Consider the following 21,478-nt stretch of genomic DNA (forward strand, 5'->3'; position numbering starts at 1 on the left):
TCCTATGTCTGACTCACCTTAAACAGATGCCCCGGCGGGCGGTCAAGAGGCACCGGCGGCCGGCACCACCCCAGGAGGACGTTGTGGCGCGCCCCACCATGGCTCAGGACATCGAGCGACGGATCAGGGAACTCATCCTGGAGCGCCGGCTCGGCCCCGGCGACCCGCTGCCCACCGAGGCGGAGCTGATGGAGCTCTTCGACGCGGGCCGGGTGTCCGTACGCGAGGCGCTCAAGGCGCTCCAGGCGATGAACGTGGTCGAGATCCGGCGCGGCTTCGGGACCTTCGTCGGCTCGCTCTCCCTGTCCCCCTTCGCGGAGGGCCTCGCCTTCCGCGCCGCCGTCCGGCACCGGCAGGGCGAGCCCGGTCTCCTGGAGCTGATGAAGGTGCGGGAGGCGCTGGAGGCGGGACTGGTCGGCGCAGTCACCGCCGGTATTCCGGCGGAGGACCTGGCCGTGCTGCGGGAACTGGTGGCGACCATGGAGTCGGAGGCCCGCACCGGCCGCGTCGGCCGCGCCACGGACCGGGCCTTCCACCTCGCGCTCTACGCCTCACTCGACAACCACCTGCTCAGCGAGGTGCTGGACGCGTTCTGGGCGGCCATGGACCAGGTGCGTGAGGACCTCGACGACGGCCACCAGGACCCGGCGACCACCGTCGCCCAGCACCACGAGATCGCCGAGGCGGTCGCGGCGGCCGACGGTGCGCGCGCGGTCCGCGCGATGCGCACCCATTTCGACGGTGTCCGCGCCCGGCTGGGGGCCGAGGGCTGACGCGTCCTCGGGCGCACCGGTCCCGGGTGCGTCCTGCCTGCCCGGCGGGGTGCCGGCGCGGCCCGGGCGCCGCAGGCCGGCGGCGGCCTCAGCCCTCGTACAGATAGCTCTTCGTCCCGGCCAGTGCGGCGCGGAACCAGGCGTCCACCTCCGCCTGCCCCATCGCACCCCAGTCGGGAGTCCGCTCCACCTGCGCCGCACCCAGCCGACGCCCCAGCTCCACCAGCCTGGATCCCTCGGCGGTGCGTTCGGTCCCGTAACGCAGCAGGGCCTCGGCCGGTGACGCGCAGGCGCCCAGTGCCCCCTCCAGGCAGAGCGCGTCCTGGAGTGCCTTGACCGCCCCGCTGGCGGTGTGGGGCCGGGTGATGCCCGCCGCGTCACCGGCGAGCACGAACGGCGGATCCGCCGCGCGCGGGGCGTGCAGGTCGGTGACCGGGTGGCACACCAGAGAGGCGTGCTCGCCCCGGGCCACGATGTCGGCCCACTCGTCCGGGAAGTGCTCCTCGGCGATCTCCCGCACGTGGGGCGCGGGGTCCCCCGCCCCGGTGGGCCCGCGGAAGTAGATCGCGTAGGCCAGCAGCCGGTCGTCCGGATCGGTCCCGGCCACGCCCGGGATGAGGTAGAAGATGCCGTGTCCGCCGGGGAAACCCAGGGTGATCCATGCCTTCCGCAGCAGCTCCAGCTGCCGCGGGGCGCCCGCCACGACGCTCATCGGGATCGTGCCGCGCCACACCAGGTACCCGGCCGGTGAGGGCCGCAGCCCCGGTGCGATCGCCTGCCGGGTCAACGAGCGGTGCCCGTCGGCCCCCACGACGATGTCGTACACCGCCTCGCCGGCCGCCGTACGGACCAGGGCGCCGCCCGCGGCAGCCCGCTCGACGGAGACGACGGGCCGCCCCCGGTGATGGCGGGCGCCGCCGGCGTTCTCCCGCAACGACTGCCACAGCCGCCCCCAGTTGCACGGGGTGACCGGGCTCGGCTGCCGGGCGATCTCACGGGTCCGGCCGCGCCCCGGCGAGCGGGTCAGCCAGACGTGCTCGGTGACCGGGGCCGTCGGCATCGCGGCGTCCAGATAGCCGAGGGCGACGAGCTCTCCGTGCAGGGCGGGCGGGATGACGATTCCGAGGCCGCGGTCCTGCAGCTCGCCGTCGCTCCGCTCGTACACGGTGACGTCGGCGCCCGCCCGGGTCCCCGCGATCGCCATCGCGCACCCGGCGATGCTGCCGCCGACCACACCCATCCGTAACCCTGTCGCCGCCATGCCCCTGCCACCTGTCCTCGTACCGGAAGATGCCGTCCCCATCGTCGCAGCCGGTCCGGCGGGACCGGGGGCGCAACACCTCCTCCGGGACCGGGTGTCACGGCGTCACGGTCACCGTCCGGCTGCCGGAGGCCTGCTTGCCGTCGGACCTGTAGGTCGCGGTGAGCCCGGCGTCCCCGGAGGCGCCGGCCGGGACGGTGACCGGGACCTTGATGTTCGCGCCCTCACCCGGCCGCGTCGCGGGGAACGCCACCCGCTCGGCCGTCCAGCCGCCGGGCACCGCGAGGTCGAGGGTCCCGGCACTGCGGGCCACGTCCATGGTGCGGAGAGGGGGGCGGCGCGACGGGCCGACGCGTGCAACGGGCGCGCACCCGGTGTCGATCGAGGAGCCGGCCCTCCGTCAGGAGGTGGCGGTCCGCCCGGCCGACAGGCCGGCGAACAGGGAACGCACCCAGGCCAGCTGCTCCGCACGGTGGTGTTCGCCGCCGCCCTCGTGCCCGTTGAACTCGTAGACGCGGAGGTCCTTGGGCCCCGCGTAGTGGTTGTAGGCCGTGAAGCACGTGGAGGGCGGGCAGATCTCGTCCATCATCGCGATGGAGAACAGTGCGGGCGCGGTGGCCCGGGCGGCGTGCAGGGCCGCGTCGAAGTAGGACAGGGTGCGGAACACCATGTCGGTGCGGTCGTGGTGGAGCCGCAGGTAGGAGGCGATCTCGGTGTACGGCGGCAGCCCGCCGACCCGCGCCCCGCGGGGGATGTTGCACAGGAACGGCACGTCCGGCATCACTCCGGCCAGTCCCGGAACCAGCCCGGCGACCGCCAGCGCGATGCCGCCGCCCTGGCTGATCCCGGTCACGACCACGCGGGCCGGATCGATCTCGGGGTGCCCGCGCATCATCTCGACGCAGCGGACCGCATCGACGAACACCCGTCGGTAGTAGTAGGTGTCCGGACTCTCGATGCCGCGCGTCGCGAAGCCCGGGACCGCCCCGGCGGCCCCGGGATCCGGGTCCGCCGTCGCTCCGGACGCGGCCGACCAGCCCTGCCCGCGGGTGTCCATGACCAGGTGGGCGTATCCCGCGCAGGCCCACAACAAGTCCTGGTGCGCCGGCCCCCGGCCACGGCCGTAGCCGAGGAACTCGATGACGCAGCCGAGCGGTTCGGTGGCCCCGGTGGGCATCCGCAGCCAGCCGCGTACGGTCTGCCCGCCGTGGCCCGCGAAGGCCACGTCGTAGGTGCGTACCTGGGTGAGCCCGGTGTCGACGAGGGTGACACCGGGCTTGTCCCGGCCTCCGGGTGGCACGTCGCCCAGGGTTCGCGCCCAGAACGAGTCGAAGTCGACGGGCACCGGCAGCTCGGGCCGGAAGGCGCGGCAGTCCGGGAGCGGGAGATCGGCCGACGGCATGGCGGTGCCTTCCTGGAGGTCGGAACGCGACAGGACAGAAGACGTCTGATGTCCTGGGGCTAAACGGACTTTAGGGATCGCTGCGGCCGGTCGTCAAGGGGCCGGCCGGGGCGGGCCCCGTGCGGACGGAGGCCCGCCCCGGCCGGGACGTGGGGGGTGGAGGAGGTCAGGGAGTGATGCCGTTGCGCGCCCGGGCTTCGGCGATCCGCCGTCTGACCGGGGAGTAGTGCTCGCCGATCGCCTTCAGGAAGGCGGTGGTGTCACCGGCCCGTGCGGCGTCCACGATGTTCTGGTGGGCGGCGATCGTCGCCGTCTCGTCGGCGTGCGTGAACCCGTCGAGATGAGGCGCCACGATCGTGTACACGTCCCAGAAGGCCATCGTGAGCTGGCCGATCAGGTCGTTGCCGAGCGGGGCCACGAGCAGGGCGTGGAAGGCCCGGTCGGCTGCCACGAAGCCGTCGCCGTCGCCGGCCCCGGTCTCGCGCATGGTGGCCACCAGGCCGTCCAGCCGGTCGTGCTGCTCCGGGGTGAGCGACGAGAGGATCCGATCGGCCATGCCGCGCTCGAAGAGTTCGCGCACGTCGACCAGGTCGGCCATCACCTGGAAGTCGTCGTCGGGGGAGAGGAGCCCGCGGAACGTGAGGCTCTCCACCAGGGCTGACATGCTCAGTCGGCCCACATAGGTGCCGTGCCCGTGGCGCACCTCGACGATGTCGAGGGCGTGCAGGATCTTGACCGCCTCGCGGACGCTGGAACGGCTCGCTCCGAGCGCCTCGCACAGCGCGGGCTCCGTGGGCAGAGGGTCGCCCGGACGCAGCCGCTTCTCCAGGATGTAGCGCTTGATGCCCTCCACGACTTCCTGCCGGAGAAGCGTCCGGCCGGACCGGATGCCGGACATATGTGAACTCCCCACCTCTTGACCCCTCTCGATTGTCAAGCTACGTTCCCACGCTATCAAGGCATCAGACATCTGACGTCTGATGCTCGGTGATCGGAAGTCCCTCGCGATCACCGAGCGGCACCCCGTCCAGTCCCATCCCGCTCCCTCAACGTCCCTTGGAGGACCCGTGCCCGAGCTGAGGCCAGCCGGCGTCGAGCGCCGCACCTTCCTGCGATACACCAGTGCCCTCGGCGCGGCCGCCGCCCTGACGGCGAGCCTCTCCGCCTGCGGCGGGCCGACCTCGACCGCGGACGGCGCGGCGGGCGAGGGCGACGCCAACGGCACCATCGAGGCCGGTCTGTCGTACCCCCTGTCGACCGGATTCGACCCGATGATCACCTCGGGTGCGACCCCGTACGCCGCCAACATGCACATATTCGAGGGCCTCGTCGATCTCGATCCGGCCACCCTGGTGGCCCGCCCCGCGCTCGCGACCGAGATGCCCAAGAAGATCAACGCCACCACCTACCGGGCCACCCTCCGCGACGGTGCGACGTTCCACGACGGATCGCCGGTCACCGCCGAGGACGTCGTGTTCAGCTTCGAACGCATCCTCGACGAGAAGAACGCGTCGCTGATGGCGCAGTTCGTCCCCTTCATCGACACGATCACCGCCGTCGACGCGAAGACGGTCGAGTTCAAGCTCACGTACGCCTTCGCGCTCTTCCCCTCCCGCATCGCGGTCGCCCGCATCGTGCCGAAGAAGATCGTCGAGGCGGACGTCAAGGGATTCGACGCCAAGCCGGTCGGCTCCGGGCCGTACAAATTCATCGAGGCGACCCGCGAGGACAAGATTGTCTTCGAGAAGTACGACAAGTACAACGGCCCGCACCCGGCCAAGGCCAAGAAGATGGTCTGGCGCCTGATGTCGGACCAGTCCGCCCGCGTCAGCGCCATGGAGTCCGGCCGCGTCCAGGCCATCGAGGATGTTCCGTACATCGACGTGAAGCGGCTCTCCGCCACCACGAAGACGGAGTCCGTACAGTCCTTCGGCCTGCTCTTCCTGATGTTCAACACCGCCGACAAGCGGTTCGCCGACAAGCGGGTCCGCCAGGCCCTGCACTACGCCCTGGACACCGAGAAGATCATCTCCACCGCGATGGTCGGCAACGCGGCAGCCGCCACCGGCTACGTTCCGAAGACCCATCCGGACTACCACGAGGCCTCCACCGTCTACACGCACGACGTGGCCAGGGCGAAGAAGCTGCTCGCCGAGGCCGGCGTCAAGAACCTCTCCTTCACCGTCCTGACCACGGACACCGGCTGGGTCAAGGACATCGCCCCGCTGCTCAAGGAGAGCTGGGCCGCGGCCGGCGTGTAGGTCACCCTCGACATCGCCCAGTCCCCGGCCCAGTACGCCAAGATCGACAGCGGCGACTTCGAGGTACTCGTGGCGCCCGGCGACCCGTCCGTCTTCGGCAACGACGCCGACCTCCTGATGCGCTGGTTCTACTACGGCTTCTGGCCGGAGAAGCGCTACGGATGGGCCGGGTCCGCCGCGTACAAGCAGGTCAGGCAGACCCTCGACAAGGCCGCACAGGCCGCCGACGAGACGACGCGCAAGCAGCTCTGGGGCCAGGTCACCGACCTGGTCGCCGACGAGGCCGCGCTCTACCCGATCCTGCACCGCAAGCTGCCCACCGCCTGGGACGAGAAGACCCTGTCCGGCTTCGAGCCGCTGCCCACCACGGGCCTGTCCTTCGTGGACGTCGGCCGCGCCTGACCCCCCGCCGGTCCGGGCCGCCGCCCTCCCGGCGGCCCGGACCCGCCGTCCGCCCAATCGCAAGGAACCCGACGATGGTTGCTTTTCTCCGGCTCGCGCTGCGCCGCGTCGCGATGATGCCGGTGATGATCCTCGGTATCGCGCTGCTGGTCTTCGTGGTGCTCCAGTTCTCGCCGGTCGACCCGGCCTTCAACGCGCTCGGGGAGAGCGCCACCCCCGAGGCCCGAGCGGCCTTCGCCGAGGCCAACGGGCTCAACGACCCGCTGCCCGTGCGGTACTTCGACTTCCTCGGCCAGCTCCTCCACTTCGACCTCGGGATGACCGTCCCGCCCAGCCAGCCCGTCATCGACCGCATCACCGCCGCCTTCCCGCTCACCCTCCAGCTGACCTTCCTCGGCCTGCTCCTCGCGGTCGTCCTCGCCGTCGTCTCCGGCGTCCTGGGCGCGATGTACCGCGACCGCTGGCCCGACCAGCTGTTCCGGGTGTTCTCCATGGCCGGGGTCGCCATCCCGTCCTTCTGGCTGGGCGTCCTGCTCATCCAGCAGTTCGCGCTGAACGTCCGCATCTTCCCGACCGGCGGATACACCAACCCCGCCGACTCGTTCAGCGGCTGGCTCACCACCATGGCCCTGCCCGCCTTCTCGCTCGCGGTGCCCGTCGCGGCCTCGCTCGCCCGCCTCGTACGGACGTCGATGGTCGCCGAGCTCGACCGCGACTACGTCCGCACCGCCCGCGGCAACGGCCTGCCGGTGTTCCTCGTGGTCCGCTCGGTGCTCCGCAACGCGCTCGTCACCCCGCTCACGGTGCTCGGCGTCAAAGTCGGCTACCTGCTCAGCGGCGCCGTGGTCATCGAGGCCATCTTCGACCTGCCCGGCATGGGAAAGCTCATCCTCGAAGGTGTCACCGGCGGCGACGTCGCCCTGGTCCAGGGCACCGTACTGACCATCGCCATCGCCTTCCTGGTGGTCAATGTCGTCGTCGACCTGCTCTATCTGCTCGTCAACCCGCGCATCAGGACGGTGTGACATGTTCGCCACGGGCCGTCTGGCCACCACACTCTCCCGACCGGGCATCGCCTTCCGCGCCCTCCCGGCCACCTCCCGCGTCGCACTCGGCGTCCTGGTCGTCGTCCTCCTCGGCGCCGTCCTCGCCCCGCTGCTCACCCAGGACCCGCTGACCACCGGCACCCCCGTGCAGCCCCCCGGCGCCGAACACTGGTTCGGCACCGACCGGGCGGGCCGCGACGTGTTCGCCCGCGTCGTCCACGGCTCGCGCTACTCGCTGGTCATCGGCCTCGGCGCGACCGCCGTGGCCCTGGTCGCCGGCGCCGTCCTCGGCTCGCTCGCCGCCACCTCGCGCAAGCTCGGCGACGAGTCCGTCATGCGCACCCTCGACATCGTGATGTCGTTCCCGCCGATCGCCCTGGCAGCCGTCCTCGTCGCGGTCTTCGGCACCAGCGTTCCGGTGATCATCTTCACCATCGCCTTCGTCTACACCCCGTCACTCGCCCGCGTCGTACGCGCCAACGTGCTCTCCCAGTACGGCGAGGACTACGTGGCCGCCGAGAAGGTCATCGGCGCCCGGCGCGGCTACATCGTGATCCGTCACGTCGCCGTCAACTGCATGGCACCGGTCATGGTGTTCGCCACCGTCATGGTCGCCGAGGCGATCATCTTCGAGGCCAGCCTCTCCTTCATCGGAGCCGGAGTGCAGGACCCCGACCCCAGCTGGGGCAGCGTCCTCGCCTACGGCCGGCAGATCCTCCTCGCCGGCGGCTGGTGGGCCACGTTCTTCCCCGGCCTGGCCCTCCTGATCACGGTCCTCGCCCTCAACATCCTCTCCGAAGGGCTCACCGACGCCTCCGCCGCGCCCAAGAGCGCCCGCGCCGCCGTCGACACCACCAGGACCACGGCACCGGACCCCGTCGAGGCCGCCTCCACCGTGGACGTCGACGCCGCCCTCGCCGAGCTCGCCCGGCACATCAACGCCACCGGGCCCGCCGTCACCCCGGTACCCGAGGACGCCGCCGAACTCCTCGTCGTGCGCGACCTGGCGATCCGCTTCCCCGACCGCTACGGCGACATCCCCGTCGTCGACTCGCTGGACTTCACCGTCCACGAGGGCGAAACACTCGGCCTGGTCGGCGAGTCCGGCTGCGGCAAGTCCATCACCAGCCTCGCCGTCATGGGGCTCCTCGCCCGCAACGCCGAGGTCAGCGGCGAGATCCTCTACCAGGGCCGGAACCTCCTCGAGCTCCCGCCGAAGGAGCGCCGCGCCTTGATGGGCCCCGAGATCGCGATGGTCTACCAGGACGCGCTCTCCTCGCTCAACCCCTCCGTACTCGTCGGGACCCAGCTCAGGCAGCTGACCTCGCGCGGCGGTACGAAGACCCCGGCCGAACTGCTCGACCTCGTCGGCCTCTCACCCGAACGCACCCTGCGCAGCTACCCGCACGAGCTCTCCGGCGGTCAGCGCCAGCGCGTCCTCATCGCCATGGCACTCTCCCGCAGCCCCCGGCTGCTGATCGCCGACGAACCGACCACCGCCCTCGACGTCACCGTCCAGGCCCAGGTCGTCGAGCTCCTCATCCGGCTCCGCGACGAGCTGGGCTTCGCCATGGTCCTGGTCTCCCACGACCTCGCCCTGGTCGGCGACCTCTCGCACCGGGTGGCCGTGATGTACGCGGGCCGCCTCGCCGAGGTCGGCGACACCCGGTCCGTCCTCACCGACCCCGCCCACCACTACAGCCGGGGCCTCCTCGGCTCCGTCGTCTCCCTGGAGGCGGGCGCCGACCGACTGCACCAGATCAGGGGGGTCGTCCCGGCACCCCAGGGCTTCGGAGCGGGCTGCCGCTTCGCCTCACGCTGCGCCGCCGCGACCGAGCTGTGCCGCAGCACCACACCGGCACTCGCGGAACGCGGCACCACGCAGGACCACGGCTTCGCCTGCCACCACCCCTCCGAGGCCACCGCACAGCTCGAAGGGAGCGCCCTGTGATCAGGCTCGACGGCGTCCACGTACGCCACAAGGCACGCAGCGGCGGCGTGTTCCGCCGCGACGCCGTGCACGCGCTCACCGACGCCACCCTGGAGGTCCGGCGCGGCGAGATCGTCGGCCTGGTGGGGGAGTCGGGCTGCGGCAAGTCCACCCTCGCCCGTGTCCTCACCGGTCTGCAGAAGCCCACCGAGGGAGAGGTCCGCTTCCACGGCCGCGACCTCTGGGAGATGTCGGCGGCCCGGCGCCGCGACGACTTCGGCTCCGCGGTCGGCGTCGTCTTCCAGGACCCGTCCACCGCCGTCAACCCCCGGCTCACCGTCCGTCAGATCCTGCGCGACCCGCTGGACGTGCACCGGCGCGGCACCCGCGAGCAGCGCGAGGCACGCGTCGAGGAGCTGCTCGACCTGGTCGGACTGCCCGGCCACACCCTGGAGGCCCTGCCCGGACAGCTCTCCGGCGGCCAGCGCCAGCGCGTCGCCATCGCGCGGGCCCTGGCCCTGGAGCCGGAGCTGATCGTCGCCGACGAACCGACCTCGGCGCTCGACGTCTCCGTACGCGCCCAGGTGCTCAACCTCCTCGTCGACCTGCGCGACCGCCTGGGCCTCGGCATGGTGTTCATCTCGCACGACATCCAGACCGTGCGCTACCTCGCCGACCGCATCGCCGTGCTCTACCTGGGCCGCATCGTCGAGGAGGGCCGGGCGGCCGATGTGGCGGGCACCCCCCGTCACCCGTACACCGAGGCGCTCCTCTCCGCGACGCCCAGCCTGCTGGAGACCACCGAGCGCATCGTGCTCACCGGTCCGGTGCCCTCGGCCACGAACCCGCCGCCCGGCTGCCCGTTCAGCACCCGCTGCTGGAAGGCGGACGACGCCTGTGCGACGGCGTTCCCCGCCGAGACCTCCGCGGCCGGCGAACACCGGTGGCACTGCGTCCACCCCCAGCCCGTCACGTCCCCCTCCGTGTCCCCCGCGGGGGACACGACCTCCGTACCGTCCGCAAGGAGCACCGCATGACCACCCGCACCGCCCCGTACTCGGGTGTGATCCCGCCCGTCGTCACCCCGCTCACCGCGGACGGCGAACTCGACCGCCCCTCCCTGGAGCGGGTCGTCGGCCACCTCCTCGACGGGGGCGTCAGCGGCCTCTTCGCCCTCGGCAGCTCGGGTGAGACCGCCTACCTGACACCGGGGCAGCAGGACGAGGTCATCAAGGTGATCACCGCGGCCTCGGGTGGCCAGGTGCCGGTGCTGGTCGGAGCCATCGAAACCACCACCAACCGTGCCATCGAGCGGGGCCGCGCCGCAGCGGCTCTCGGCGCCGACGCCGTGGTCGTCACCGCACCGTTCTACACGCGCACCCATGCCACCGAGATCGACCGCCACTTCAGGGACATCGCCGACGCGGTCGAACTGCCGCTCCTCGCGTACGACGTACCGGTCTGCGTCCACAGCAAGCTCGACCCGGAACTGCTGCTGCCGCTCGCCGCCGACGGTGTGCTGGCAGGGGTCAAGGACTCCAGCGGGGACGACGGTTCGTTCCGCCGGCTGGCCATCGGCGCACGTGGTATCCCGGGGTTCGCGGTGCTCACCGGCCATGAGCTGGTCGTCGACGCGATGATGCTGAGCGGGGCCGACGGTTCGGTCCCCGGCCTGGGCAACGTCGACCCGCACGGCTACGTGCGGCTGCACGAGGCGGCGGTGCGCGGCGACTGGGCCGCAGCGAAGGCCGAGCAGGACCGGCTGGTGGCCCTGTTCGACATCGTCGGAGCGGCCGCACCGGGCACGGCGTCGGCCACCGCGGCCGGCCTGGGCGCGTTCAAGACGGCCCTGATGCTGCGTGGCATCATCGCGACGAACGTGATGAGCCCCCCGATGCGCCGGCTGGACGCGGCCGAGACGGCCAGGATCGCGGCCCACCTGGACCGTGCCGGACTTTCCCGCACGTAGGGACACGAAGAGAGGGCCGCCCGGCAGCGTCAGGTGCTGCCGGGCGGCCCTCTCCGTAAGTACCGCGACTAGTTGCGCGAACCGCGGGTACGGCGCATGAGCACCGCTCCGCCGAGCAGCAGAGCCGCGCTCGCACCGGCGGCCATGCCGATCTCACCGGCACCGGTGTGCGCCAGCTGCTCGACGGGGACGTTCGGCGCGGGGGCGGCCGGGGTCTCACTGACGGGGGGCTTCTCGGCCGGCGGCTTGGCCTTGGTCGGGGGCTCGTCGACCGGCGGCTCGTCGACCGGCGGCGCGACCGGGCCGCTCTCGTTGTAGCACTCGTTGTCGGAGGCCGCGTTGAGCGCACCGATCACATTGACGCTGTTGCCGCAGGCGTTGACCGGGACGTGCACCGGTGCCTGGATCAGGTTGCCGGAGAGCACGCCGGGGGAGTTGCTGGCCACGCCCTCGGCGTGCGCTCCGCCGTAGCCCTGGTAGGCGTCGTCGTAACTGTTGGCGCTCGGGGCGTCGAGACCGCGGTCGCTGGGCTCCGCGTAGGCATCCTCGTTCTTGCCGTCGCTGTCGAGGCTGCGGCTGTCGCCGTGACGGTCGCTGCGTTCGGCGTCCTGCCCCTTCTCGTGGCCCTTGCCGGATCCGACGTTCGCGCATTCGTTGCCGAAGGAGGGGTTCAGCAGGGCGGCCGCGTTGACGGTGTTGCCGCAGGCGTTGACCGGGACGTGCACCGGCACCTGGGCGACGTTGCCCGAGGCGACGCCCGGCGAGTTGACGGCGGCGCCCTCGGCGGAGGAGTCGGCGTGGGCATACCCGCCGACAGTGGTCAGGATGCCGGACGCCGCTGCCATGACGATCATGCTTTTGTTCAACACGTGACGCATTGAATGGGCCTTCCTCAACATTTCTATGCGGGTGGTGCACCCGCAAGTGACGCGTGTGTGTGACGAGTGGTGCCGTTGCTGTGTGAGGTCATGGCCTCGGCGGATCGTCATCTCCAGTGCGCTGGACGACAGTCATAACGAGCGGGCCGCTTCGGGGAAACTCGGAAAACGCCGCGAATCGAGGAATCCTCCGAACGGGTTACGTGCACGCGTGCCACCGTGTTCGCCGCAGTCGCCGGCGGATGCGCCTCGGCATGCGCTTCCGTACTTGTGTACGGCCAGGCGTGGACCCCGTCACTCGTTCAGCGGCATTACCCATCCGAATCCATGTCGTTCATTGTCGTGGTACGTAGGAAATCGCTGGGACGTTGTACAGTCGCGAAGAATTCGACTTACCAGCAGTTTCCGTCGAATGAATTCACGCCAGCAAATGAAAGGTATCTCCGTGTTCGGAAAGCGAACTGCCGTTGTCTCCCTGTCAGCCGTGGCCCTGGTGGTCATCGGGGCGGCCGCGGCTCAGGCCGACGACGGTCCCAAGTTCGAGAACAACGGGCAAATCCTGTCCTGCTTCAGCCTGGAAGCCCTGAACCTCCCGGTCGCCTCGACCTCGAGCAGCAAGATGGACTGCTCCACCAACTACGAGTGGAACACTCAGGCGAACACGAACACGACGGTCATCGACGCCAACGCGGCCCCCGCTGCGGCTCCGGCCGAGGCCCCGGCTCAGGCTCCGGCGCAGGCCCCGGCTGCGGCCCCGGTCCAGGCTCCGGCCGAGGCGCCGGCCGCTGCTCCGGTCCAGGCTCCGGCTCAGGCTCCCGCGCAGGCTCCGGCTGCAGCGCCGGTCCAGGCCCCCGCGCAGGCTCCGGCCGAGGCGCCGGCTGCGGCTCCGGTCCAGGCCCCCGCGCAGGCTCCGGCTGCGGCTCCGGTCCAGGCCCCCGCCCAGGCCCCGGTCCAGGAGCAGGCCCCGGTCCAGGAGCAGGCTCCCCAGCAGGCCCCGGCCCAGGAGCAGGGTTCGTCCGCGCCCGTCAAGACGCAGGCCTACCTGCTGACGCCCATTCAGGATGAGGCTCCGGTGGGCGCGCAGGCTCTCGTCGAGGCGCCTGTCGAGGGGCTCGCCCCGACCCTGGGCTGAGCGAAAGCCTGACGGGGACTAGCACCAGACATTTGCTTGTGCGTCGCGCGCTGAATTCGAAGCGCCTTTCTGGGTGACGGGAATAGCGCCGACGTGCGGGCTGGCTGACTGCATTTCGCTCAGTTGGCATTCAGGCCGATAGTAATATCGAATACCTGGATGGGTCCGGCTGGTGAGTGCTCCTGAGAAACCGCAGTGAAGCGGGAGAGGTCACTGCCGCTGACCTCTTGCCCCGCGCACCCCCGCCCCCGGGTTCCTCCCCCGGCGGCGGGGGTCTTTTGTGTCTCGGGTGTGGAGCCCGCTCGTGGCACATTCAGCAGCGACGCGCTTCCCAAGTGGGCTGAACGGGTGTATTCGCCCGGGGTGCGCCCTGGTCCTCGAAACCCGCAAATTCCTTGCCCTGTAAGGGGACTGAGGCGTTGCGCACCTCGTGACCCGTGACCACCGTGCCGAACACGCGTCGTGGCGCTGTGACTCGACGGACATTCTCCACTAACATCCTGTAACTGTACGAACACGGTCCACAACGGACTGTGTCGAATGAGCAAACGGAGAAAAAATGCGCAAGCTTCAGAAGGCTGGCGTCGTGGTCGCCATGCTCGGCAGCCTCGGCTTCATCGGTGCCGGCACCGCCTTCGCTGGTGACGACGGCCCGAGCGTGGACGTGACGCAGAGCACCACCTGTAAGTCCCACGACCTGAACGTCGACATTCTCGGCAACGTCGGCATCCTCAACGGCCTGCTGGGCAACGCGCTCAACGGCGAGGGTGACCCGGGTGCCCAGAGCACCAAGCTCGGCTCCACGATGGACTGCAGCAACGACGCTTTCTGAGTCGGTGAGCAGTTGACCCTTTAGAGCACCACAGCGGCGGGCCGCCCCCTCGGGGGTGGCCCGCCGTCTTGCTGTGCCGGCGCCGTGCCCGGCGTGGTGCACCGCCCCGGTGCGGCGGCGCTGCCCCTGATGTCGCGCGCTGTCCTGGCGCGCGGTGCCGCACCCGATGTGGCCTGCCGTTCCGGTGCCTGGATCACCGGGTCGGGCGCACGGAGGGGCGAGCGCTCGGCCGAATGGTTGTCATCGCCGCCAAAACCCTGCGCCTCGTTGGTGGTTGCGGTTGTTCCACCCTAAGATCGTCACTGTTGGTACACGCTCCAGCACGGAGCGTGTCGATATGCGAAAACGGAGAAAAAATGCGCAAGCTCCAGAAGGCTGCCGTCGTCGTCGCCATGCTCGGCAGCGTCGGCTTCATCGGTGCCGGCACCGCCTCCGCCGGTGGCCACGGTGGACCGGACATCGACGTCACGCAGAGCTCGGTCTGCACCTCGCACGACGCCAACGTCGATGTTCTCGGCAACGTCGGCATCCTGAACGGCGTCGCGTCCAACCTGCTGAACGGCGAGGGCGACGCCGGTGCCCAGAGCACCAAGCTGGGCTCGACGCTGGACTGCAGCAACGACGCCTTCTGAGTGACCTGGTAGTTCGAGCAAGTACCTGAGAGCGGGTCCCGGTTTCCGAGCCATGCGCCCGGTGGCCGGGCCCGTTTTCTTAGTGCGGAGGAACGCAGCACATGTTCAGTCGGAAGAAGATCGCAGTCGCCTCCATGCTCATGGGGGGCCTTGCCCTGACGGGGCTGGGTGTCACTCAGGCGTACGCCGGAGGGGCGCAGGGCGACTGCACGCCGGACGCGTACGGCAACGTCGTCTGCGTCGAGAAGACGGAGACCTCGTACACCAGCGAGGACGGCACGTACCACCTCAACCAGACGCAGGAATGCACCACGACGGCCCGTGAGACGGTCCAGCAGCCTACTGGGGCCGGCGTGGGGCAGCGAGGGACGACGGATGTCGGCCCCGCCGTCGACTGCGCCAACTCGGCCCCCGCGCCGGAGGGCTTCGTCGCTCCCACCGTCGGGTACTGAGTCCGGGCCGAGGGCCCGGTACGTGTGAATGGACGAATGGCCGGACCCGAATCAACCGGGCCCGGCCATTGGTCTGTTCACGCGCGTTCAGGTGCGGCCCTCACCGGACCGACGCCGCCTGGCTCCCACCGGTCGGCGCGGGGACGGCGGGGCGCCGCACGGCGGTGCCCAGCGTCTCGACCTGGTTGCAGTACGGCAGTCCGACCAGCGGCTGCTGCGTGCAGAACCTGATGATCAGGTCGGAGAACTCCTCCATCCGTTCCACCGGGGCCAGGTGGTCGGCCTCCTTGATGGTGGTGAAGCTCGCCGCGGGCAGTGAGGCGGCGACGGCGCGTCCCATGGCGGGTGTGCAGAGCGTGTCGTGCTCGCCGGTGAACACCAGGGACGGGACGGCCGGTACCGGCTCGTTCCGGTACCAGTCGTGACTCATCAGCCGCGCGTTGTGCTCCACCGACATCCGGAGCTCGTCCTCGGACTGCGCCATGAACTGCCGCAGGAGCAGCCGGGAGACGACCGCGTGCTTGCGGACCGCGCCGGTACCGGCCGGTGACATGAACCGCTCGACCAGTTCGCCGGCGATCCCGGCCCTGTCGCCCTGCTCCAGCATCCGCGTCCAGCGGGGTACGGAGTCGGCGTAGTCGTCCGGGATCACCCGGGTCATGCCGACCAGTCCGAGCCTGGCCACGTATGCGGGGTGCTGCTGGGCGAAGCGCAGAGCGATGGCCCCGCCGAAGCAGCTGCCGACGAGGTTGACGCGGGGCATGGCCAACTCCCCGAGTAGGTGGCGCACGTTGGCGGCGAGGAAGTCGATGCCGTGGACGACGGGCAGGAAGTCCGCCGTGCCGTAGCCCGGCAGGTCCACGGTGACCGTCGTGCAGTACTCGGCCAGCCACTTCTCGTGGCGCAGCCACGCGTACCGGTTCTGTGAGGAACCACCCAGCAGGATCAGTGGCTCGGTCCGCGGGTGATCCTGGTGGACGATGCGGCAGTGGTACGCGAACCCCTCGAAGGTGAGCGTCCGTTCTTCCACCCGTGCGGTGGCCGGCGGCATCGGACCGGGCCCGGGATCTGCCGCGGATGTGTCCTGTGCGGTGCCGATGTCAGAGCGCATGGTGCCCCCAGAGGAGTGAGACAAGTATGAGACCTAATCTCACGATCCTCCCCCTGCTCCCCGCTTCGCGCCGTTCCACCCATGGTGGGCGTGTCGGGGATATTTGTTCTGTAGTCCGTCCGTGTCATGGGCGGCGTCCCGCGGGCAGGGGTGTGGCCCGTGGCGGAGGGCCAACAGGGCGGTGCGCGAACGGACTTGTCCGGACCGACGGGGCTGTCCTGTCCGAACTCACGTATGCGGCGGGGCGTCCGGCTGCCCGGCGGCCGCGGTCCGTCCCGGCGGCAGGGTCCGGTGCGCCCGCACGGGCCCGGAGGCTTGGGCCGGTCGGCGCAACAGCCGATACGGTCTCGCGGGCTTCGGGTACTGCATCTCCATGGACCAGCACGACAGCCCCGCCCCCTCCTGGCGCCCGGAATCCGATACGCCCATCTACGACCGGCTGCTCGCCGAATGGCGGGAGGCGGCCGAGGGCCCGGAGCGGATGCCGCGTCCCGCGCCCCGCCCTCACTCCAGGAGCGTCCTCGTCCCCGGGGCGCGCACCTCCGGCGAGGTCCTGGGCGGCCGCGGCTGACGGAGGGACCGGAAAACCCTTAACGCTGCCCGGCGCCCGCGGGCTATGGTGTGGCCGAGCACGAGCACGAGAACGCCGGATACAGGAGAGGTGAGGACATTGATGACGGTCGTTGCGATGGGCACCGCCCACACGAAGAGCATCGTTCCCACTCCTGTGGCCGCCGGCTGACCCGACCTTCTCTCTCCGCGCTCGAACGCGCGTTGCCGGGGCCACCCTTGTGAAGGGTTTCCCTTGTCTTTCCCCATTCCCGGTAGTTCCCCGTCGCACCCGCTGGCCCCGTACGGCTGGGACGACGACTGGGCTGCCGCCTTCGCCCCGTATGCCGAGCAGGGACTCCTGCCCGGCCGTGTGGTGCGCGTGGACCGCGGGCAGTGCGACGTGGTCACCCCGGACGGCACAGTCAGGGCGGACACCGCGTTCGTCGTGCCCCGCGATCCGATGCGGATCGTCTGCACCGGCGACTGGGTGGCCGTCGATCCCGACGGTGACCCGCAGTTCGTCCGTACGCTCCTGCCCCGGCGCACCGCGTTCGTACGCTCGACGTCGTCGCAGCGCTCGGAGGGGCAGGTGCTCGCCACCAACATCGATCACATCGTCATCTGCGTCTCGCTCGCCGCCGAGCTGGACCTCGGGCGCCTGGAGCGTTTCCTCGCGCTGGCGATGTCCAGCACCGCCGGCGCCGCACTGCTCGGCGACGGTACGCAGGCCGACCGGTACGAGGCACACCCGCTCGTCCTGCTCACCAAGGCCGATCTGGTCCCCGACGTGACCACGCTGTCCCATCTGGTCGACGACATCGAAGGCATCGCCCCCGGCGTGCAGGTGCTGCCCGTGAGCTCCGCCACCGGTGAGGGGACCGACGTGTTCGGGGCCATCGTCGCCGGTGGCACGAGTGTGCTCCTCGGGCTCTCCGGCGCGGGCAAGTCGACCCTCGCCAACACCCTGCTCGGCGAGGACGTGATGGATGTGCGGGCCGCGCGCGACGTGGACGGCAAGGGCCGGCACACCACCACGACGCGCAACCTCCTCGTCCTGCCCGGCGGCGGCACGCTGATCGACACCCCGGGACTGCGCGGGGTCGGCCTGTGGGACGCGGAGGCGGGCGTCGGCCAGGTCTTCTCCGAGATCGAGGACTTGGCGCAGCAGTGCCGCTTCCACGACTGCGCCCACGAGGCCGAGCCGGGCTGCGCCGTTCTCGGCGCCATCGAGGACGGGACGCTGCCCGTGCGACGTCTGGAGAGCTACCGCAAGCTGCTCCGCGAGAACCATCGCATCGCGGCGAAGACCGACGCCCGGCTGCGCACCGAGACCCTGCGTGAATGGAAGCGCAGGGGAGCGGAGGGCCGGGCGGCCATGGCGGTCAAGCAGGGCCGGATGCGGTAGCGCCCGGCGGGCTCCCTGTCCGAAATCCGCGAGTGTGCGCCGCCGGGGGCGGCGCACACTGGACCTGTGATGGATGAGCGGACCAGGTACGAGGCGGTGAGCAGCCGCGACGCGCGCTTCGACGGAGAGTTCTTCTTCGCCGTCGCGACCACCGGCATCTACTGCCGGCCGAGCTGCCCCGCCGTCACCCCCAAGCGGCAGAACGTGCGGTTCTACCCCACCGCGGCCGCGGCGCAGGGCAACGGCTTCCGGGCGTGCAGACGATGCCGCCCGGACGCCGTGCCCGGCTCCGCCGACTGGAACGTCCGTGCCGATGTCGTCGGACGCGCCGTCCGCATGATCGGTGACGGCGTGGTGGACCGCGAGGGCGTCCCGGGCCTGGCCGGCCGGCTCGGCTACAGCGCCCGTCAGGTGCAGCGTCAGCTCACCGCCGAGCTGGGCGCCGGTCCGGTCGCCCTCGCGCGCGCCCAGCGCGCCCACACCGCGCGGGTCCTGCTGCAGACCACGGACCTGCCGGTCACCGAGATCGCCTTCGCGTCCGGATTCGCGAGTGTGCGCCAGTTCAACGAGACGATCCGGCAGATCTACGCCCGTACCCCCAGTGCCCTGCGCGCCGAGGCCGCGACGGGCCTGGGGGCGTCGGCACGCGAAGGGCGCAGGGCCGGCATTCCGCTCCGGCTCGCCCACCGCGGCCCGTACGCCGCCCGGGAGGTGTTCGACCTCCTCGGGGCCGAGGCGGTGGCCCGGACCGAGGAGATGATCGGCGACCCCGGTGCCCGTACCTACCGGCGCACCCTGCGGCTGCCGTACGGCACGGGCACCGTGTCCGTCGACGAGAGGTCCGCGGGGCCCTGGCTGGAGGCCCGGATCGACCTGACGGACCTGCGCGACCTGACGACCGCCGTGCAGCGCCTGCGCCGCCTTCTCGACCTGGACGCCGATCCGTACGCCGTCGACGAGGCACTGGGCGCGGACCCGCGCCTGGCACCGCTCGTCGCTGCGACCCCCGGGCTGCGCTCTCCGGGCTCGGCGGACCCGGCGGAGTTCGCCGTGCGCGCCCTGGTCGGCACCGAGGCCGCCGGTGAGCTGGTCGAGCGGTACGGGAAGGTCCTGGACGTGCCGTGCGGGGGGCTCACCCATGTCTTTCCGGAGCCGGGCGTGCTGGCCGGCGTCGACGACCCCGCGCTGCGTGCGCTCGCGGGCGCACTGGCCGACGGCACGGTACGGCTGGACGCCGGGGCCGACCGGGACGAGGCGGAGCAGGAGCTGCTGAGACTGCCCGGCACCGGACCGCGGACCGCAGCCCTGATCCGCATGCGGGCGCTGGGGGACCCCGATGTGGATCCGTACGGGACGCCGGCCGTCCAGGGTCTGCGGCCCTGGCGCTCGTACGCCGTGCGCCATCGCGAGCTCGCGGGGTGGTCCGCCCGGGAGGGTGCGTCGGGTTCCCGGCCGTGAATCCCCCGGCGGGTGGATGCGGACGACCTCCTCGCCGCAACGCCGGCCGAGGTCGTCGGTCCCGGTGAGGAGCCCCGCCACGGTCAGCCCCAGATCACGGCGCCCAGCCACGCCCCCGCCACCATCAGGCAGCAGTAGAGCTCCAGGAGCACCGAGTGGCCCGTCGTCCGCATCACCGACTTCAGTGAGGCCCAGCCCGCCCCGTGGCTGCCCAGCCGCAGCCGCTCGGCGCCGTAGATCGCACCCACGTACCCCAGGATCCCGCCCACCACCGGGACCACGAAGAAGCCGGCGATCGCGGCGAGCCCGCCGAGCACCAACGTCCTCCGCGGGGCCCCCGCCTCGCGCGGACGGCGCGAGGGCAGCGTCGCCTTCAGGGCCTGGTTCAGCAGCATCAGGCACGTCGCCCCGATCAGGACGCCCCAGGCGACCGCCGTCGTGTCCGTCAACGCCCACCACAGCACCGCCGCCCAGACGATCGCCCGGCCGGGTACGCCCGGCACCAGTACGCCCACCAGGCCGAGCAGCATCACCGCCCCGACAGCGACGAGCTGCCACACACTCATTCGACCAGCCTGCCGGAGTCCGTCCGGTCCTGCCCGTCAGGGCCCACGGGCAGGACCAGGGAAGGCGCGGTGCGGTCAGCGCGGGGCGCGGGCCACCCAGCCCCGTTCGTAGGCGTGCCAGCCCAGCTGCAGACGGGTGGAGACCCCGGTCAGCTCCATCAGCCCCTTCACCCGCCGCTGGACCGTCCGCAGCCCCAGCTCCAGCTGCTTCGCCACGCTCGCGTCGGTCAGACCCGCCAGCAGCAGCGAAAGGATCTCCAGATCGGTCGCATCCGGCCCGGGGCCGTCCTCCTCCCGGATGCCGCCCTCGCCCAGCCGCAACGGCATCGAATCCCGCCACACGGCCTCGAAGAGCCCCATCAGCGACTCCAGCAGCCCGCTGGCGTGGACGACGAGAGCCGAGGGCTCGGCGCCCCGTCCGGTCAGCGGCACCAGGGCGAGCGACGCGTCGGCGACCACCAGTTTCGTCGGCACCCGGTCGATCACCCGGCACTGCTCGTCACGGCTCAGCGCGGCCGAGAGCTCCACGATCCCGGACGGCAGCGAGAGCACGTCCCGCTCGACGACCACCCGGTAGGACACCCCGCGCATCGTCGCGCGCTCCTCGGACTCGTTCTCCATGCCGGTGACCGCGATCGGTTTGCCCGTGACCAGCGCGCAGACCTCCGAGGTGGCGCCCAGCTGCAGCTGGTGGAACCGGTGGGCCACGGCACGCGCACCGGTCACCACCTCCACCAGGTCGTGCACCGCGGGGACGGCAGCCTCCGCCCGGTACTCCTCGGCGAGCAGCACCGACGCCAGCTCGGCCTGCTCCAGCTCGTGCCGCTGCTGCGTCAGCAGCGCACCCAGAGCGACTCCGGGAGGCGCCGCGACCCAGCGGCCCGCCCGGGACGAGGACTGGGCCGCAAGCCCCTGCTGCTCCAGCCGGCGCAGCGCCCGCTCGGTGTCCGCCTCGGGCAGCGCCAGCCGGCGTGCGAGATCGGAGAGTTCCGCCGCTCCCGCCGCCACCAGCGCGCGGTAGGCCGCTTCCTGTCTCTCGTCGAGACCTATCGCTGCCAGCATCCTCGGGCCCTCCCCGGAGTGGTGATCGCACATCGCTGCGCCCGTCGGCCGTGGCGGGAATCTGCCACGGCGCTCATCCGCCGGGTCATCCTGCCCCGTACCAGCAGGCACTCTGCCAGTGTGGCGTTACAGCGGAACCAACTACCGCTCCCTACGAACGGCTTGTACTGCTCTGTGCCGCAATCGCCCGAGGACGGCGATGCGTCCGGCATCGCGCGGGGCATTCCGACCGGGCCGCCGGGTGACCTTCCCGTGGGGGGTGGGGACACCCGGCGGACCCTTCTCGCGCCCCCGCCCGGGCTTCACTTCCGGGCCTCTTTTCCTGATGACCCGTTTTCGCGCGGCCTGTGCGGT

Annotated in this window: 19 protein-coding genes and 2 pseudogenes; 13 read left to right on the forward strand and 8 right to left on the reverse strand. The window is 71.3% G+C overall.

Translation table 11 applies throughout. From position 1 onward, the window contains the following. Positions 1-83 precede the first annotated feature (83 nt). Entirely contained in the window at positions 84-773 is a 690-nt protein-coding gene (locus tag OG927_RS26785; protein ID WP_056791992.1) for a FadR/GntR family transcriptional regulator, read from the forward strand. An 88-nt stretch (positions 774-861) separates the two neighbouring features. Here OG927_RS26785 and OG927_RS26790 read toward each other — a convergent pair whose 3' ends face one another. The 4 genes and pseudogenes from OG927_RS26790 to OG927_RS26805 all read right to left on the reverse strand — a co-directional run bounded on the left by OG927_RS26790 (position 862) and on the right by OG927_RS26805 (position 4,334). Continuing rightward, entirely contained in the window at positions 862-2,034 is a 1,173-nt protein-coding gene (locus OG927_RS26790; RefSeq protein ID WP_124280742.1) for an FAD-dependent monooxygenase, read from the reverse strand. Positions 2,035-2,131: 97 nt separating this feature from the next. Continuing rightward, positions 2,132-2,353, reverse strand: a pseudogene (locus OG927_RS26795) (NEW3 domain-containing protein); the annotation flags it as partial. 81 nt (positions 2,354-2,434) lie between these two features. Then, positions 2,435-3,436 (reverse strand): acetylxylan esterase, encoded by a 1,002-nt coding sequence (locus OG927_RS26800; protein ID WP_330320901.1) that lies wholly within the window; start codon positions 3,434-3,436, stop codon positions 2,435-2,437. Positions 3,437-3,602: 166 nt separating this feature from the next. Beyond that, entirely contained in the window at positions 3,603-4,334 is a 732-nt protein-coding gene (locus OG927_RS26805) for a FadR/GntR family transcriptional regulator (protein WP_056792001.1), read from the reverse strand. Positions 4,335-4,503: 169 nt separating this feature from the next. Here OG927_RS26805 and OG927_RS26810 point away from each other — a divergent pair. The 5 genes and pseudogenes from OG927_RS26810 to OG927_RS26830 all read left to right on the forward strand — a co-directional run bounded on the left by OG927_RS26810 (position 4,504) and on the right by OG927_RS26830 (position 11,044). Beyond that, positions 4,504-6,099, forward strand: a pseudogene (locus tag OG927_RS26810) (ABC transporter substrate-binding protein). A gap of 74 nt (positions 6,100-6,173) precedes the next feature. Beyond that, positions 6,174-7,124, forward strand: a complete 951-nt coding sequence (locus OG927_RS26815; RefSeq protein ID WP_056792006.1) for an ABC transporter permease — start codon at positions 6,174-6,176, stop codon at positions 7,122-7,124. Position 7,125: 1 nt separating this feature from the next. After that, a complete protein-coding gene (locus OG927_RS26820; RefSeq protein WP_330320902.1) occupies positions 7,126-9,096 on the forward strand; it encodes a dipeptide/oligopeptide/nickel ABC transporter permease/ATP-binding protein in 1,971 nt (656 codons plus the stop codon). Next, a complete protein-coding gene (locus OG927_RS26825) occupies positions 9,093-10,112 on the forward strand; it encodes an ABC transporter ATP-binding protein (protein ID WP_330320903.1) in 1,020 nt (339 codons plus the stop codon). Before OG927_RS26820 ends, OG927_RS26825 begins: the two co-directional genes overlap by 4 nt. After that, entirely contained in the window at positions 10,109-11,044 is a 936-nt protein-coding gene (locus tag OG927_RS26830; RefSeq protein WP_330320904.1) for a dihydrodipicolinate synthase family protein, read from the forward strand. The genes OG927_RS26825 and OG927_RS26830 overlap by 4 nt, the downstream gene beginning before the upstream one ends. Before the next feature lie 68 nt (positions 11,045-11,112). On the opposite strand, the gene OG927_RS26835 is transcribed toward OG927_RS26830, so the two are convergent. Further along, positions 11,113-11,922, reverse strand: coding sequence for a chaplin (locus OG927_RS26835; RefSeq protein ID WP_330320905.1), 810 nt, complete (start codon positions 11,920-11,922; stop codon positions 11,113-11,115). A gap of 445 nt (positions 11,923-12,367) precedes the next feature. On the opposite strand from OG927_RS26835, the gene OG927_RS26840 reads away from it, so the two are divergent. The 4 genes from OG927_RS26840 (at position 12,368) to OG927_RS26855 (ending at position 14,970) form a co-directional block, all read left to right on the forward strand. Then, the gene (locus OG927_RS26840) at positions 12,368-13,054 is read left to right on the forward strand and encodes a hypothetical protein (protein ID WP_330320906.1); all 687 of its coding nucleotides are present in this window, start codon (positions 12,368-12,370) and stop codon (positions 13,052-13,054) included. A 559-nt stretch (positions 13,055-13,613) separates the two neighbouring features. Beyond that, a complete protein-coding gene (locus OG927_RS26845; protein WP_056792021.1) occupies positions 13,614-13,886 on the forward strand; it encodes a hypothetical protein in 273 nt (90 codons plus the stop codon). A 356-nt stretch (positions 13,887-14,242) separates the two neighbouring features. Continuing rightward, positions 14,243-14,518 carry a hypothetical protein gene (locus OG927_RS26850; RefSeq protein ID WP_056792023.1) on the forward strand — a complete coding sequence of 92 codons (276 nt, stop codon included), beginning with the start codon at positions 14,243-14,245 and terminating at the stop codon, positions 14,516-14,518. Positions 14,519-14,619: 101 nt separating this feature from the next. Beyond that, positions 14,620-14,970 (forward strand): hypothetical protein, encoded by a 351-nt coding sequence (locus OG927_RS26855; protein ID WP_056792025.1) that lies wholly within the window; start codon positions 14,620-14,622, stop codon positions 14,968-14,970. A 100-nt stretch (positions 14,971-15,070) separates the two neighbouring features. Here the strand turns inward: OG927_RS26855 and OG927_RS26860 are convergent, their stop codons facing one another. After that, on the reverse strand, positions 15,071-16,081 hold the full coding sequence (locus tag OG927_RS26860; protein WP_330320907.1) for an alpha/beta fold hydrolase: 1,011 nt from the start codon (positions 16,079-16,081) through the stop codon (positions 15,071-15,073). Between the two features lie 373 nt (positions 16,082-16,454). Between OG927_RS26860 and OG927_RS26865 the strand changes: the two genes are divergently transcribed. The 3 genes from OG927_RS26865 (at position 16,455) to OG927_RS26875 (ending at position 19,496) form a co-directional block, all read left to right on the forward strand. Then, positions 16,455-16,652 carry a hypothetical protein gene (locus tag OG927_RS26865; protein WP_124280736.1) on the forward strand — a complete coding sequence of 66 codons (198 nt, stop codon included), beginning with the start codon at positions 16,455-16,457 and terminating at the stop codon, positions 16,650-16,652. Between the two features lie 234 nt (positions 16,653-16,886). After that, positions 16,887-18,038, forward strand: coding sequence for a ribosome small subunit-dependent GTPase A (rsgA, locus tag OG927_RS26870; protein WP_056792033.1), 1,152 nt, complete (start codon positions 16,887-16,889; stop codon positions 18,036-18,038). A gap of 69 nt (positions 18,039-18,107) precedes the next feature. Then, positions 18,108-19,496 (forward strand): DNA-3-methyladenine glycosylase 2 family protein, encoded by a 1,389-nt coding sequence (locus tag OG927_RS26875; RefSeq protein ID WP_330320908.1) that lies wholly within the window; start codon positions 18,108-18,110, stop codon positions 19,494-19,496. 83 nt (positions 19,497-19,579) lie between these two features. Here the strand turns inward: OG927_RS26875 and OG927_RS26880 are convergent, their stop codons facing one another. Then, complete coding sequence (locus OG927_RS26880; RefSeq protein WP_209469440.1) at positions 19,580-20,062, reverse strand: DUF456 domain-containing protein; 483 nt, start codon at positions 20,060-20,062, stop codon at positions 19,580-19,582. A gap of 75 nt (positions 20,063-20,137) precedes the next feature. Continuing rightward, a complete protein-coding gene (locus OG927_RS26885; RefSeq protein ID WP_056792040.1) occupies positions 20,138-21,124 on the reverse strand; it encodes a helix-turn-helix domain-containing protein in 987 nt (328 codons plus the stop codon). Positions 21,125-21,478: the final 354 nt, after the last annotated feature.

It is taken from the genome of Streptomyces clavifer (assembly GCF_036345975.1).
GTDB lineage: Bacteria > Actinomycetota > Actinomycetes > Streptomycetales > Streptomycetaceae > Streptomyces > Streptomyces clavifer.